Source organism: Roseateles sp. GW823-FHT07B05, from assembly GCF_058794515.1.
The window spans coordinates 303,081-316,086 of the sequence record NZ_JBXAGX010000007.1; the positions used below are offsets into that span (position 1 = coordinate 303,081).

Sequence of the window (13,006 nt, forward strand, 5' to 3'; positions counted from 1 at the left end):
CTCGCACATCGCCCACGTGGGCCGGCTTGGGGCGGCCCGGCGCTCGGCCCCAAATGCAAAACCAATCACAACAACATGGCTTCCTTCTCCCTGGGTAGACGCCGCGTGCTCCCCGGCTTCGCGCCGACGCTCGGCTTCACGCTGTTCTACCTGTCCCTCATCGTGCTGATCCCGCTGGCCGCGGTGTTCCTGAAGTCGTCGGGCCACGGCCTGGACGCCTTCTGGGCCGCGGCCACGTCGCCGCGTGTCATCGCGTCGTACAAGCTCAGCTTTGGCGCGTCGCTGATCGCCGCGCTCATCAACCTCGTGTTCGGGCTGATGCTGGCCTGGTGCATCGTGCGCTACGAGTTCCCGGGCAAGAAGCTGGTCGACGCCCTCATCGACCTGCCCTTCGCGCTGCCCACCGCCGTCGCCGGCATCGCGCTGACGGCGCTGTACGCGCCCAACGGCTGGGTCGGCTCGCTTTTCGCCCCGGGCGGCGCGCTGGCCTTCCTGTTCGGCCCCGAGGGCACCAAGATCGCCTTCACGCCGCTGGGCGTGCTGCTGGCGCTGATCTTCATCGGCCTGCCCTTCATCGTGCGCACCGTGCAACCGGTGCTGGAGGACATGGAGACCGAGCTGGAAGAAGCCGCCGCGTCGCTGGGTGCGCAGCGCTGGACGACCTTCCGCTTCGTCGTGCTGCCCACGCTGCTGCCGGCGCTGCTGACCGGCTTCGCGCTGGCCTTCGCGCGCGCCGTCGGCGAGTACGGCTCGGTGATCTTCATCGCCGGCAACATCCCGCTGGTCAGCGAGATCACGCCGCTGATGATCATCTCCAAGCTGGAGCAGTACGACTACGTCGGCGCCACCGCCATCGCGGCCGTCATGCTGATCTTCAGCTTCGTGCTGCTGCTCATCATCAACGGGCTGCAGGCCTGGACCAGCAAACGAGGTGCCCGATGAGCACGGCTCTCCATCTCGCGCCGGCCCGTGCCCGCGCCAAGTACCAGGACAACCCCGCCACGCGCGAATCGCCGCTGGTGAGGTTCACGCTGCTGACGCTGGCACTGGGCTTCTTCGCCATCTTCCTGCTGCTGCCGCTGGTGGCCGTGTTCACCGAGGCGCTGCGCAAGGGCTGGGAGCTGTACTTCGCGTCGCTGGCCGACCCGGAGACCTTCTCGGCCATCAAGCTCACGCTGACGGCGGCCGTCATCGCGGTGCCGCTGAACCTCGTGTTCGGCGTCAGCGCGGCCTGGCTGATCGCCAAGCATGAGTTCCGCGGCAAGCAGCTGCTCATCACGCTGATCGACCTGCCGTTCTCGGTCTCGCCCGTCGTGGCCGGCCTGATGTACGTGCTGATCTTCGGCGCGCAGGGCTGGTTCGGGCCCTGGCTGCAGGAGCACGACGTGAAGATCATCTTCGCCGTACCCGGCATCGTGCTGGCCACCGTGTTCGTGACCTTCCCGTTCGTCGCCCGCGAGCTGATCCCGCTGATGCAGGCCCAGGGCAAGGACGAGGAAGAAGCCGCCACCGTGCTGGGCGCCAGCGGCTGGCAGACCTTCCGCCGCGTCACGCTGCCCAACATCAAGTGGGGCCTGCTGTACGGCGTCATCCTGTGCAACGCGCGGGCAATGGGCGAGTTCGGCGCGGTGTCGGTGGTGTCGGGCCATATCCGCGGCCTGACGAACACGCTGCCGCTGCACGTCGAGATCCTCTACAACGAATACCAGTTCGCCGCCGCCTTCGCCGTGGCCTCGCTGCTGGCGCTGCTCGCGCTGGTGACGCTGGTGATCAAGCAATTCATCGAGTGGCGCGCCAGCCAGTCGAACGTCAAGGAAGCATGATGGGCATCCAGGTCCAGAACATCCACAAGAGCTTCGGCAACTTCACCGCCCTCGGTGACGTGTCGCTGGACTTCCCCACCGGCGAACTGGTCGCGCTGCTGGGCCCCTCGGGCTGCGGCAAGACGACGCTGCTGCGCATCATTGCCGGCCTGGAGCAGGCCGACCGCGGCCGCGTGCTGCTGGACGGCCAGGACGCCTCCGACACCCACGTGCGCGAGCGCCAGGTCGGCTTCGTGTTCCAGCATTACGCGCTGTTCCGCCACATGACCGTGTTCGACAACGTCGCGTTCGGCCTGCGCGTGAAGCCCCGCAAGCAGCGCCTGCCGGAGGCCGAGATCAAGAAGCGTGTCACCGAGCTGCTCAAGCTCGTGCAGCTGGACTGGCTGGGCGACCGCTTTCCGCCGCAGCTGTCGGGCGGCCAGCGCCAGCGCATCGCGCTGGCCCGCGCGCTGGCCGTGGAACCGCGCGTGCTGTTGCTGGACGAACCGTTCGGTGCGCTGGACGCCAAGGTCCGCAAGGAGCTGCGCCGCTGGCTGCGCCGGCTGCACGACGAGCTGCACATCACCAGCATCTTCGTCACGCACGACCAGGACGAGGCGCTGGAAGTGGCCGACCGCATCGTGCTGATGGACCACGGCCGCGTGGAACAGGTCGGCACGCCGCAGGAGGTCTACGAGCGCCCGGCCACGCCGTTCGTCTACGGCTTCCTGGGTGCGGTCAATCGCTTCGTCGGGCACGCGCGCGGTGGCGTGCTGCACATCGGCGAGCACCAGCTGCCGCATGCAGGCTCGCATGGCGAGGGCGAGGTGCAGGCCTATGCGCGGCCGCATGAGCTGCAGATCCAGACCGACGAGTCGGCGCCCGGGTTGTCTGCGACAGTCGAGCGCGTGCTGTCCTTCGGCGCCAGCGCCCGTGTCGAGCTGATTGGGCCGGACGGGCAGCCGCTGGAAGCGGAGCTGACGCGCGAGGAAGCCGAGGGCCTGCGGCTGCAGGGCGGGCAGCGGGTGAAGCTGAGTGCTGCCCGGTTGAGCCTGTTCGAGGCAGGGGCAGGCATCTAAGCGCCACTGGGTCTGCGCGTGAGAGCCGTGCCGGGATTTCGCCCCGGCGGGCGACCTACTTTCTGGACCGCCAGAAAGTAGGCAAAGAGCTCCCCCCGACCGCACCGCCCTCGCTTCGCTCGGGTGCCCGAGCAACACAAGCCCCGAAGCCCCACGCCGAACTCGCGCCGCTACGCTCCGCTCGGACAGTCGTCGTGAGTCAGTGGTCGAGGCGAGCTGCGCTCGCGGGCTTCGGGGCTTGCGTTGCTCGGCGGTGCTCAAGGGGGCAGACGAACAGCCGGCGCCAGCCGGCTGGCGGGTTTGGCTGTTGGGCTGTTTGGGGCTCCCCTTCAAAACCGCTGAGAAGCGCAGGAACCCAGGGCGTGCGCGAAGCGCACCTCAAGAACTGACTCGCGGCGCCTGTTTGAGCAGAGCGTAGCGGAGCGAGTTCGCCGCGGCCCTGGGTTCCGAGCATCGCAAGGCAGCCCGCAGGGCCGGTTTTGCAGGGGCGACTTTTTGCCTTCTTTTTGGTCGCTCAAAAAGAAGGTCGCCCGCCGGGGCGATGTCCCGGCATGGACCTCACGCGCCAAGCCGCCATCGCGCGAAGCCCTCCGCGATAGACACCCCGCGCATGCCCACCCTCACTTTCATTCGTTCCCTCACCTGACGGCCCTGCGCACACTGGAAGCTCATCACCCAGGAGTCTTCCTCTCATGAGCATCACCGCCATCAACGTCCGCAACCAGTTCCGCGGCACCATCAAGGAAATCATCGAAGGCCCCGTCGTCTCCGAAGTCGACGTCATCACCCGCAGCGGTGACGTCGTCACGTCCGTCATCACGACGCGCTCGGTCAAGGACCTGGGGCTGGAAGTCGGCCGCGAGGTCGTGGCCCTGGTCAAGTCCACCGAGGTGTCCATCGCCACGCTCTGAACCGGAGACGGCCATGCCCTACAGCGCCCCTCGCGTCCTCATCATCCCGGGCCTGCACGACAGCGGCCCGGCGCACTGGCAGACCTGGCTGCAAGGCCAGTACCGCGACGCCCGCCGCGTCACGCAGCGCGACCCCAGCCGCCCAGAACTGGAGCGCTGGGCCGAGCGCATCCAGCGCACGCTGGAGGTGGCGGGCCCGGGCGAATGGCTGGCGGTGGCGCACAGCTTCGGCTCGCTGGCGCTGGCCAAACACCTGGCCGACCACCCCGACTCGCCCATCCGCGAAGCGCTGTTCGTCGCGCCGGCCGAGCCCGACAAGTTCGGGCTCGCCGAAGCCCTGCCCCACCACCGCCTGCCGCGCCGCTCGCGCCTGCTGGCCAGCAGCAACGACCCATGGATGAGCGCCGCCAGCGCTGCCCGCTGGGCGCACCGCTGGGGCGCCAGCTACAGCAACCTCGGTGCCGTGGGGCATATCAACGCCGAGTCCGGCTTCGGCCCTTTGCCGGTGGCCAAGAGCTGGGTCGAGGCGGCGCGGGCACGCCATGCGGCGGAGCAGCGGCCGCGACATGCGGAATTCAGGGAATGGGCGTTCGCGATCTGATGCTGAACGAGGGCCCAAGAGCCGCTTGAAGCGGCCCTTTTTCGTCAGCCCAACGCCGCCTTGAACACCGCCAGCGTCCGCTCCCACGCCAGCGCCGCCGCCGCCGCGTCGTAGCGCGGCGTGGTGTCGTTGTTGAAGCCATGCTGCGTGCCGGCATAGCTGTGCTGCTCGTAGCGAACGCCGGCCGCCTTCAGCGCCGCCTCGTAGGCCGGCCATGCGGCATTGATGCGCTCGTCGTTGGCGGCGTGGTGGATCAGCAGCCGCGCCTTGATGCGCGGCACCTCCTCCAGCGCCGGGGCGCCGCCGTAGAAAGGCACCGCCACGGCCACCTCGGGCAGCTGCGTGGCGATGTGGTTGGCCAGCGAGCCGCCGTAGCAGAAGCCCACAACGCCGACCTTGCCGTTAGCGTCGGCCAGCGTCAGCAGCCCGCGCGCGCCGGCCACGATGTCGGCGCGGGCCTTGGCCGGGTCCAGCTTCTGGAACAGCGCGCGGGCGTCGTCCTCGTTGCCCGGGTAGCCGCCCAGCGGCGCCAGCGCATCGGGCGCGTAGGCCACATAGCCAGCCAGCGCGACACGGCGGGCGATGTCCTCGATGTGCGGGTTCAGCCCCCGGTTCTCGTGCACCACCAGCACCGCCGGCAGCTTGCCCGCGGCGCCCGCCGGCTTGGCGAGATAGCCCTGCACCTGGCCCGTGCCGTCGGGCGACGGGAAGGCCTGGCGGCGCGTGACGAGGCGCGCGTCGTCGGGCTTGACCTGCTGGGCAGCCGCGAAGTTGGGGCTCAGCGCGGCCAGCAGCGCCGCGGCGCCGGCCGGGCCGCCGGTGAAGGTGGCCGCCTGCTCCAGGAAGCCACGGCGGCTGAGGTCGCCGTGCACGTAGCGGTCAAAAAGAGGCCAGGCCTGGTCGGGGATGGGCGGCTTGTGCATGGACGGGCTCCTGTGGGGTAAGGCGACTGTAGAGGTCGATCCGGCGCCGGCAACCGCCAGGAATTGCATAACGATATGGCGAATCATTCGACGACAGACTAAGGCGCGGTTCGCAGAATCCCGCCGCATGAACTTCCAGCAACTCCGTTCCGTCCGTGAGGCCCAGCGCCGCGGCTTCAACCTGACCGAAGTCGCGCAGGCGCTGCACACGTCCCAGCCCGGTGTCAGCCGGCAGATCCGCGAGCTGGAAGAGGAACTGGGCATCGAGCTGTTCGTGCGCGTGGGCAAGCGCCTCACCGGCCTGACCGAGCCGGGCGAGCAGGTGCTGCCCGTCATCGAGCGCCTGCTGCAGGAGGCCGAGAACCTCAAGCGCGCCGCCGACGACTTCGCGCAGGCCGGCAGCGGCCGGCTGCGCATCGCCGCCACGCACAGCCAGGCGCGTTACGCGCTGCCACCCGCCGTGCGCGACTTTCGCGCCCACCACCCCGACGTCAGCCTGCACCTGCAGCAAGGCTCGCCGCAGCAGATCGCGCGGCTGCTGCTCGATGGCGAGGCCGACGTGGGCATCGCCACCGAGGCGCTGGCGCAGTACCCCGAGCTGGTCGCGCTGCCCTGCTACCGCTGGACGCACTCGGTCGTCGTGCCGCCCGACCATCCGCTGCTGGACGGCCCGCTGACGCTGGCGCGCCTGGCGCAGTTCCCCATCGTGACCTACGAGCCCGGCTACACCGGCCGCTCCCACATCGACGACGCGTTTGCCGCCGCGCAGCTCACGCCGCACATCGTGCTGTCCGCGATGGACGCCGATGTCATCAAGACCTACGTCGAGCTGGGCCTGGGCGTGGGCATCGTCGCGGCCATCGCGTTCGACGAGGAGCGCGACCGCCACCTGCGCGCCCTCGACGCCCGCCACCTGTTCGCCGACAACATGACCCGCCTGGCCGTGCGCCGCAGCGCCTACCTGCGCGACTACGTGTACGAGTTCATCCAGACCTTCGCGTCGCCGCTGCGGCGCGAGGTGGTGGACGCCGCGCGCCATGAAGTGCCGGCGGCCGAGCCCGTGCTGGCTTGGTCGAAAGCCGCATGAGCTCAAGCGTTCTTCTTCGTTCCCCGCATATCCCCGCCTCCCTAGAGTGAGGTCTCCCCTCCTAACTCCAACACCATGCGCCGAATCCTCACCGCTCTCTCCTTCGCCGTCGCCGCCACCGGCGCCTTTGCCCAGACCACGCTGCTGAACGTCTCCTACGACCCGACGCGCGAGCTGTACCAGGACTTCAACAAGGCCTTCGCCGCCCAGTGGAAAACCAAGACCGGCGAAGCCGTCAGCATCAAGGCCTCGCACGGCGGCTCGGGCAAGCAGGCCCGCTCGGTCATCGACGGCCTGGAAGCCGACGTCGTCACGCTGGCGCTGGCCTATGACATCGACGCGCTGGCCGACCACAAGCTGCTGGCGCTGGACTGGCAGAAGAAGCTGCCGCAGAACTCCACGCCCTACACGTCGACCATCGTGTTCCTGGTGCGCAAGGGCAACCCCAAGGCGATCAAGGACTGGCCGGACCTGGTGCGCAACGGCGTCGAGGTCATCACGCCCAACCCCAAGACCAGCGGTGGCGCGCGCTGGAACTACCTGGCCGCCTGGGGCTACTCGCTGAAGAACGGCGGCACGCCGGCCCAGGCGCAGGACTTCGTCAAGAAGATCTACGCCAACACCAAGGTGCTGGACTCCGGCGCCCGCGGCTCCACGACGACGTTTGTCGAACGCGGCATCGGCGACGTGCTGATCGCGTGGGAGAACGAGGCCTACCTGGCCGTCAAGGAACTGGGCCCGGAGAAGTTCGAGATCGTCACGCCCAGCATCTCCATCCTGGCCGAGCCGCCCGTGGCCATCGTCGACAAGGTCGTCGACAAGCGCGGCACGCGCAAGCAGGCCGAGGCTTACCTGAACTACCTGTACAGCCCGGAAGGCCAGGAGATCGCGGCGCAGAACTACTACCGCCCGCGTGACGGCAAGGTCGCCGCCAAGTACGCGAAGACCTTCGGCCCGGTCAAGCTGTTCACCATCGACGAGCTGTTCGGCAGCTGGCGCCAGGTGCAGAAGACCCACTTCGACGACGGCGGCACGTTCGACAAGATCTACGCCCCCGGCAAGTAAGACCCCGCATTGATGACATTCGGAAGGCCAGCGTCCTTGCGGACGCTGGCCTTCTCTCATTCACGGCTGCGCTACGGCGGCGTCGGCCAGATACAGCGCACCACGGGTGCCCTCCGCAGTCGCGGCCAGCCGCCCGCCCCAGGCCAGCAGCACGACCGCGACCATGACTGCCAGTTGCCGCCTCTTCTTCACGGCGGCCCGCCCCGGCCACGAGGCGGCGCGCCGCGCGGTGGTGCACCAAAGCCCATGCGCGGCGGGCGCGGCGGTCCGCCGGGAGGCGGCATGCCGCCGGGCGGACCGTCGGCCATGACGGGGTTGGACACGCTCGGGTCCACCCCCACGACGATGCCCGCGGCAAAGCCCGCGTCCACGCTGCCGGTCAGCGTCAGCATCTCGCTGACGGCGCCGTCGCCGAACACGTTGTCGTCCTCCAGCCGCAGCACCGAGGTGTTGGGCCCCTTGCCGTACAGCCGGCTGGCGTAGACGGCGGCCGTTGCGTCCGCCGGGAAGGCGAACTGCGTCGTCGCCTGTGATGCGCTGGCGCCGGTGAGCGGTGCGCCGGCCAGGAACACCATGCAGTGGATGTGCGTGATGCGCCCCTCGTACCAGCCGGGGTAGACGGTTTTGAACGTCACGCAGCCGTCGGCGTCGCTCTTCTGGATGCCGCGCAGGAAGGTCGTCGGCGAGGAGCTCGGGCCGGCCATGCCGTCGTAGCCCGAGTACGCGCCGTCGCGGTCGCAGTGCCACACATAGACCCAGGCGCCGGCGAGCGGCCGGCAGCCGCGGGTGACGTCCACCAGCCGGATGCGCAGCGCCAGCGGCACGCCGGGCCGGCCCTCGGTGATGTCGGCGCGCAGCAGCGCATCGCCGGCCAGCATGGCGCGCAGCGGGAACGGACCTTCGGTTTCGGTCGGCGCCAGGCTGCAGCCGGGGGTGCCGGCGACGAGCCGGGCCAGGCTGGCCTCGGTGCCGGCATCCGGCGAGGCAGCACTGCCGGCCGGGCGGCCGGTAGCGGCACAGCCCGCCAGCGCAGCGCCGCCCAACGCGGCGCCTAGCAGCCCGCGGCGGCGTGATGGGTTCTCGGGGCCGGTGTCCGCCGGAGTTGGAAGATTGCTTGTCATGTGAGAGGAGTCCGGCGTCCATCGCCGGCTGCCGTCACTGTCGCCAGGCCCGGTTTCGCGCGTGTCTGCGAGATGTTTCCGCCCGGACACAAAGACGCCCCCGACGGCAACCGACAGACACAGGCGGCATCAGGGTCTCTGCTAGCCTGCCGCGGTCAACCTGGGGCGCCGGGCCGCCGTTGCCCCATCCGCCCCCTCTGCAAGGCCAGCCCGATGAAACACCTGCCCCGCCTCGCGCTGTGCGTCGCCGCCCTGCTGGCCGGCTGCGCCGCGCAGCCCCCGGCTCCCGCCACGGGCTCGCCCGCCGACGACGCGCTGTGGCTGGACCGCCTCAGCTGGGGCGCCGGCAGCGCCGACCTGGCAGCCGTGCGCCGCCAGGGCCGCAGCGCCTGGCTGGAGGCCCAGCTCGCCGCCCGCGCGCCGGCCCCGCTGCCCGAGGCCGCGCAGGCGCAGATCCAGGCCCTGTCCATCACCCAGGCTCCGCTGCTGCCGCTGGTGCAGCGCCTGGAGGCGCAGCGCAAGGCCGCGGATGCGCTGACCGACGACGCCGCCAAGGCCGACGCGCAGAAGGCCTACCAGCAGGCGCTGACCCAGCTGGCCCGCGAGGCCTCGGCCCGTGCGTTGCTCAACGCGCTCTATTCACCCAACCAGGTGCAGGAGCAGCTGACCTGGTTCTGGTTCAACCACTTCAACGTGCACCAGTTCAAGAGCAACCTGCGCGTCATGGTGGGCGACTATGAGCAGGGCCTGCGCGAGCGGGCGCTGGGGCGCTTTCGCGACCTGCTGGGCTACACGGCCCACCACCCGGTGATGCTGCGCTACCTCGACAACGAGCAAAACGCCGCCAACCGCATCAACGAGAACTACGCGCGCGAGCTGCTGGAGCTGCACACGCTGGGCGTGGGCGGTGGCTACAGCCAGAAGGACGTGCAGGAACTGGCCCGCGTGCTGACCGGCCTGGGCGTGAACCTGACGGACGCGAAGCCCAAACTGAAGCCCGCGCAGGAGGCACAGTATCGGCGCGACGGACCGATGGAGTTCAACCCGGCGCGGCACGACTTCGGCGACAAGACGCTGCTGGGCATCACGGTGAAGGGCCAGGGCGAGGCCGAACTGGAACAGGTGCTGGACCTGCTGGCGAAGCACCCCAGCACGGCGCGCTTCGTCAGCGCCAGGCTGGCGCAGTACTTCGTGGCCGACACACCGCCACCGGCGCTGGTGGAGCGCATGGTCCAGCGCTGGCTGCAGAGCGACGGCCGCATCGCCGATGTGCTGCGCACGATGGTGGCCTCGCCCGAGTTCGAGGCCTCGCTGGGCCGCAAGTTCAAGGACCCGACGCACTACGTCGTCTCCGCCGTGCGGCTGGCCTATGCCGACAAGGTGGTGCTGAACACGGGCCCGATGATCGGCTGGCTGTACCGGCTGGGCCAGGCGCCCTACAACCGCCAGACGCCCGACGGCTACCCGCTGGACGAGAACGCCTGGGCCGGCCCGGGCCAGATGACCACCCGCTTCGAGATCGCCCGCGCCATCGGCAGCGGCAGCGCGGGCCTGTTCAGGGTCGACGGCGAGGCCAGGGAACGGCCGGCCTTCCCGCAGATCGCGAACCCGCTGTACTACGACGGCATCGCGCCACGCCTGGCCGCGGCCACGCAGCAGGCGCTGGGCCAGGCGACGTCGCCGCAGGAATGGAACACCTACCTGCTGGCCTCCCCCGACTTCATGCATAGGTGATGTGATGGATAGACGCCTCCTGCTCCAACTCGGCCTGGGCGCCACGATGCCGGCGCAACTCTGGGCTGCTGCGCCCGCTGTGTCGGGATCACAGCCGCGGCTGCTCGTCGTCTTTCTGCGCGGCGCCTACGACGCGGCCAACCTGCTGGTGCCCACGTCGTCCAGCTTCTACTACGAGGCGCGCCCCAACATCGCCATCGCCCGGAAGGACGCGCTGCCGCTGGACGCGGACTGGGGGCTCGCACCGGCCATGGCCGACAGCCTGCAGCCGCTGTGGGGCCGGGGCGAGTTGGCCTTCGTGCCGTTCGCCGGCACGCACGACACGTCGCGCAGCCACTTCGAGACGCAGGACCACATCGAGCTGGGCCAGGGCGATGGCGGGTCGCGCGACTTCCGCAGCGGCTTCATGAACCGGCTGGCCGGTGTGCTGGGCGCGGGTGCGCAGGTCAGCTCACGCCTGGAGGCCATGGCCTTCACTGACCAGGTGCCGCTGATCCTGCGCGGCGACCGCCCCGTGGCCAACCAGGCGCTGCGCGAGCTGGGCAAGCCGGCCATCAACGCGAGCCAGGCGCAGGTGATCGCCGGCATGTACGCCAACACGCGGCTGGCCGGCACGGTGAGTGGCGGCTTCGAGGTGCGCGAGGAGGTGTCGCGCGAGATGGCCGGCGAGATGGAGGCCGCCAGCCGTGGCGCCATCGCCGCCAAGGGCTTCGCGCTGGAGGCCCGGCGCATTGCGCGGCTGATGCGCGAGCGCGTCACGCTGGGCTTCATCGACGTGGGCGGCTGGGACACCCACGTGGGCCAGGGCGGCGCCACCGGCCAGCTCGCCACCCGCCTGAGCGAACTCGGCAAGGGCCTGGCGCTGTTCGCCGACGAGATGGGGCCGAAGTGGCAGAACACCGTCGTCGTCGTGGTCAGCGAATTCGGCCGCACGGTCCGCGAGAACGGCAACCGCGGCACCGACCACGGCCACGGCAGCGCCTACTGGGTGCTGGGCGGCGGCGTGAAGGGCGGGCGCATCGCGGGCGAACAGGTGGAGGTCAAGGCCGCCACGCTGTTCCAGAACCGTGACTATCCGGTCCTCAACGAGTACCGGGCGACGCTGGGCGGCTTGTTCAGGCGCATGTACGGCCTTAACGAGGCGCAGCTGGCCCAGGTCTTCCCCGGGGCCAGTGCGCGCGACATCGGGCTGGTTTAAGCGGAACCGCTGAACGGGCCCCGCGCGAGCGTGCGCGCCCGGCTGCGGGATGCAGCGCAAGGCGCAAAGCGGAGCCATAGCGGGCTATGGCGAGCATTTGCAACGCAGCGATGCGCCCGCAGCCGGGGTGCGCATGCCGCGAGGGGCGCGTTCAGCGGTTCCCAACCCAGCGCTCGACGACCGCCTTCACGCGTTCGCCGAAGGTCTTGGCCGTGGCGATGTCGCCCGGCACCATCTCTTCGGCCGACGCGTCGCTGGGCGTCTGCGTGATGAGGCCGGCGTAGCCGCCGAGGTTGTTGATGTCGTCGCGCGTGGCGGCCTTGTGGTTGGGCGCCTTCAGGCCCATACCCACCCAGATCATGCCGTGCTGCTGGCTCAACGTGTGCAGGTACTGAATGGTGCCTTGCTTGTCGCCGTTCAGCGTGGCGCTGTTGGTGAAGCCGGCGGCGATCTTGTCCTTCCAGACCTGGGCGTACCAGGGCTTGCTGCTGGCGTCGGCGAACTTCTTGAACTGCCAGCTCGGGCCGCCCATGTAGGTGGGCGTGCCGAAGACGATGCCGTCGGCCGCCGCCAGCGAGGCCCAGTCGGCTTCGGTGATGTTGCCCTCGGCGTCGATGGCGATCAGCTGCGCACCGGCGGCGCCGGCAACGGCCTCGGCGACCTTCTTGGTGTGGCCGTAGCCGGAGTGGTACAGGACAACGATCTTGCTCATGGTGGATTTCCTCGGTTGGAATGAAAGAGATCAGGCGGCCAAGTCGAAAACGAGAACCTCGGCGTCCTTGCCGGCCGAAAGCGAGAGGCGCGATGCTTCACGAACTTGCAAGGCATCACCCGCCGTCAGGTCTTGCCCGTTGACGTTAAGCGATCCACGCACCACGTGGATATAGGCCAGACGGGTGAGGTCCAGGGCCAGCTCGGCACTCTCCGCGCCGTCGAACAAGCCGGCATACAGCTTGGCATCCGCGTGGATGGTCACAGCCCCGTCGGCGCCATCGTTGGCGGCGACCAGCCGCAGCTTGCCGCGCTTGGACGCCGGGTCGAAGTGCTTCTGCTCGTAGCTCGGGGCAATGCCGCGCTGGTCCGGCATGATCCAGATCTGCAGGAAGTGCGTCGTCTCGTCCTTGGCATGGTTGAACTCGCTGTGCATGACGCCGGTGCCCGCGCTCATGCGCTGCACGTCGCCGGGGCGGATGACGCCCGCGTTGGCGCCGCCCACCTCGCCGTTGCCCATGCTGTCCTTGTGCGCCAGCTCACCCGACAGCACGTAGCTGATGATCTCCATGTCGCGGTGGCCGTGCGTGCCGAAGCCGCGGCCGGGGGCCACCTTGTCCTCGTTGATGACGCGCAGCGCACCGAAGCCCATGCGGGCCGGGTCGTAGTAGTCGGCGAACGAGAAGCTGTGGAAGGACTTCAGCCAGCCGTGATCGGCGTAGCCGCGGTCGCTGGACTTGATCAGTTGGGTGGTCATCTCAGGCTCCTTGCTTG

General features: G+C 69.5%; 14 protein-coding genes. 9 read left to right on the top strand and 5 right to left on the bottom strand.

The features are described from left to right. The first annotated feature begins 75 nt into the window (after window positions 1-75). The 5 genes from cysT (at window position 76) to AC1Q7O_RS17300 (ending at window position 4,393) form a co-directional block, all read left to right on the top strand. Entirely contained in the window at window positions 76-942 is an 867-nt protein-coding gene (gene cysT, locus AC1Q7O_RS17280) for a sulfate ABC transporter permease subunit CysT (protein ID WP_492660889.1), read from the top strand. Then, entirely contained in the window at window positions 939-1,823 is an 885-nt protein-coding gene (cysW, locus tag AC1Q7O_RS17285; RefSeq protein WP_492660888.1) for a sulfate ABC transporter permease subunit CysW, read from the top strand. The genes cysT and cysW overlap by 4 nt, the downstream gene beginning before the upstream one ends. Continuing rightward, complete coding sequence (locus AC1Q7O_RS17290; protein WP_492660887.1) at window positions 1,823-2,881, top strand: sulfate/molybdate ABC transporter ATP-binding protein; 1,059 nt, start codon at window positions 1,823-1,825, stop codon at window positions 2,879-2,881. Before cysW ends, AC1Q7O_RS17290 begins: the two co-directional genes overlap by 1 nt. 692 nt (window positions 2,882-3,573) lie before the next feature. Further along, window positions 3,574-3,792: a TOBE domain-containing protein gene (locus AC1Q7O_RS17295; RefSeq protein ID WP_492660886.1), complete on the top strand. Its 219-nt coding sequence runs from the start codon at window positions 3,574-3,576 to the stop codon at window positions 3,790-3,792. Between the two features lie 13 nt (window positions 3,793-3,805). Beyond that, window positions 3,806-4,393: an RBBP9/YdeN family alpha/beta hydrolase gene (locus AC1Q7O_RS17300; RefSeq protein ID WP_492660885.1), complete on the top strand. Its 588-nt coding sequence runs from the start codon at window positions 3,806-3,808 to the stop codon at window positions 4,391-4,393. A 44-nt stretch (window positions 4,394-4,437) separates the two neighbouring features. On the opposite strand, the gene AC1Q7O_RS17305 is transcribed toward AC1Q7O_RS17300, so the two are convergent. Next, window positions 4,438-5,316, bottom strand: a complete 879-nt coding sequence (locus tag AC1Q7O_RS17305) for a dienelactone hydrolase family protein (protein ID WP_492660884.1) — start codon at window positions 5,314-5,316, stop codon at window positions 4,438-4,440. Window positions 5,317-5,443: 127 nt separating this feature from the next. Between AC1Q7O_RS17305 and AC1Q7O_RS17310 the strand changes: the two genes are divergently transcribed. Both AC1Q7O_RS17310 and AC1Q7O_RS17315 read left to right on the top strand, forming a co-directional pair. Beyond that, window positions 5,444-6,403, top strand: coding sequence for a CysB family HTH-type transcriptional regulator (locus AC1Q7O_RS17310; RefSeq protein WP_492660883.1), 960 nt, complete (start codon window positions 5,444-5,446; stop codon window positions 6,401-6,403). Window positions 6,404-6,478: 75 nt separating this feature from the next. After that, on the top strand, window positions 6,479-7,468 hold the full coding sequence (locus AC1Q7O_RS17315) for a sulfate ABC transporter substrate-binding protein (RefSeq protein WP_492660882.1): 990 nt from the start codon (window positions 6,479-6,481) through the stop codon (window positions 7,466-7,468). 60 nt (window positions 7,469-7,528) lie between these two features. Here the strand turns inward: AC1Q7O_RS17315 and AC1Q7O_RS17320 are convergent, their stop codons facing one another. Both AC1Q7O_RS17320 and AC1Q7O_RS17325 read right to left on the bottom strand, forming a co-directional pair. Then, window positions 7,529-7,660 carry a hypothetical protein gene (locus AC1Q7O_RS17320; RefSeq protein WP_492660881.1) on the bottom strand — a complete coding sequence of 44 codons (132 nt, stop codon included), beginning with the start codon at window positions 7,658-7,660 and terminating at the stop codon, window positions 7,529-7,531. Then, the gene (locus AC1Q7O_RS17325) at window positions 7,657-8,589 is read right to left on the bottom strand and encodes an intradiol ring-cleavage dioxygenase (RefSeq protein WP_492660880.1); all 933 of its coding nucleotides are present in this window, start codon (window positions 8,587-8,589) and stop codon (window positions 7,657-7,659) included. The genes AC1Q7O_RS17320 and AC1Q7O_RS17325 overlap by 4 nt, the downstream gene beginning before the upstream one ends. Before the next feature lie 213 nt (window positions 8,590-8,802). Between AC1Q7O_RS17325 and AC1Q7O_RS17330 the strand changes: the two genes are divergently transcribed. Together AC1Q7O_RS17330 and AC1Q7O_RS17335 are read left to right on the top strand one after the other, a co-directional pair. Beyond that, window positions 8,803-10,323, top strand: a complete 1,521-nt coding sequence (locus AC1Q7O_RS17330) for a DUF1800 domain-containing protein (RefSeq protein ID WP_492660879.1) — start codon at window positions 8,803-8,805, stop codon at window positions 10,321-10,323. Between the two features lie 4 nt (window positions 10,324-10,327). Continuing rightward, a complete protein-coding gene (locus AC1Q7O_RS17335; RefSeq protein WP_492660878.1) occupies window positions 10,328-11,521 on the top strand; it encodes a DUF1501 domain-containing protein in 1,194 nt (397 codons plus the stop codon). Window positions 11,522-11,672: 151 nt separating this feature from the next. Here the strand turns inward: AC1Q7O_RS17335 and AC1Q7O_RS17340 are convergent, their stop codons facing one another. Then, window positions 11,673-12,233, bottom strand: a complete 561-nt coding sequence (locus tag AC1Q7O_RS17340; protein WP_492660877.1) for a flavodoxin family protein — start codon at window positions 12,231-12,233, stop codon at window positions 11,673-11,675. 30 nt (window positions 12,234-12,263) lie between these two features. Next, window positions 12,264-12,989: a pirin family protein gene (locus AC1Q7O_RS17345; RefSeq protein ID WP_394394662.1), complete on the bottom strand. Its 726-nt coding sequence runs from the start codon at window positions 12,987-12,989 to the stop codon at window positions 12,264-12,266. Window positions 12,990-13,006: the final 17 nt, after the last annotated feature.

Coding starts and splice junctions, on each gene's coding strand:
- AC1Q7O_RS17335 (WP_492660878.1), top strand. CDS start 10,328: ATGGATAGACGCCTCCTGCTCCAACTCGGCCTGGGCGCCACGATGCCG.
- AC1Q7O_RS17330 (WP_492660879.1), top strand. CDS start 8,803: ATGAAACACCTGCCCCGCCTCGCGCTGTGCGTCGCCGCCCTGCTGGCC.
- AC1Q7O_RS17290 (WP_492660887.1), top strand. CDS start 1,823: ATGGGCATCCAGGTCCAGAACATCCACAAGAGCTTCGGCAACTTCACC.
- AC1Q7O_RS17325 (WP_492660880.1), bottom strand. CDS start 8,589: ATGACAAGCAATCTTCCAACTCCGGCGGACACCGGCCCCGAGAACCCA.
- AC1Q7O_RS17300 (WP_492660885.1), top strand. CDS start 3,806: ATGCCCTACAGCGCCCCTCGCGTCCTCATCATCCCGGGCCTGCACGAC.
- AC1Q7O_RS17305 (WP_492660884.1), bottom strand. CDS start 5,316: ATGCACAAGCCGCCCATCCCCGACCAGGCCTGGCCTCTTTTTGACCGC.
- AC1Q7O_RS17295 (WP_492660886.1), top strand. CDS start 3,574: ATGAGCATCACCGCCATCAACGTCCGCAACCAGTTCCGCGGCACCATC.
- AC1Q7O_RS17345 (WP_394394662.1), bottom strand. CDS start 12,989: ATGACCACCCAACTGATCAAGTCCAGCGACCGCGGCTACGCCGATCAC.
- AC1Q7O_RS17315 (WP_492660882.1), top strand. CDS start 6,479: ATGCGCCGAATCCTCACCGCTCTCTCCTTCGCCGTCGCCGCCACCGGC.
- cysT (WP_492660889.1), top strand. CDS start 76: ATGGCTTCCTTCTCCCTGGGTAGACGCCGCGTGCTCCCCGGCTTCGCG.
- AC1Q7O_RS17340 (WP_492660877.1), bottom strand. CDS start 12,233: ATGAGCAAGATCGTTGTCCTGTACCACTCCGGCTACGGCCACACCAAG.
- cysW (WP_492660888.1), top strand. CDS start 939: ATGAGCACGGCTCTCCATCTCGCGCCGGCCCGTGCCCGCGCCAAGTAC.
- AC1Q7O_RS17310 (WP_492660883.1), top strand. CDS start 5,444: ATGAACTTCCAGCAACTCCGTTCCGTCCGTGAGGCCCAGCGCCGCGGC.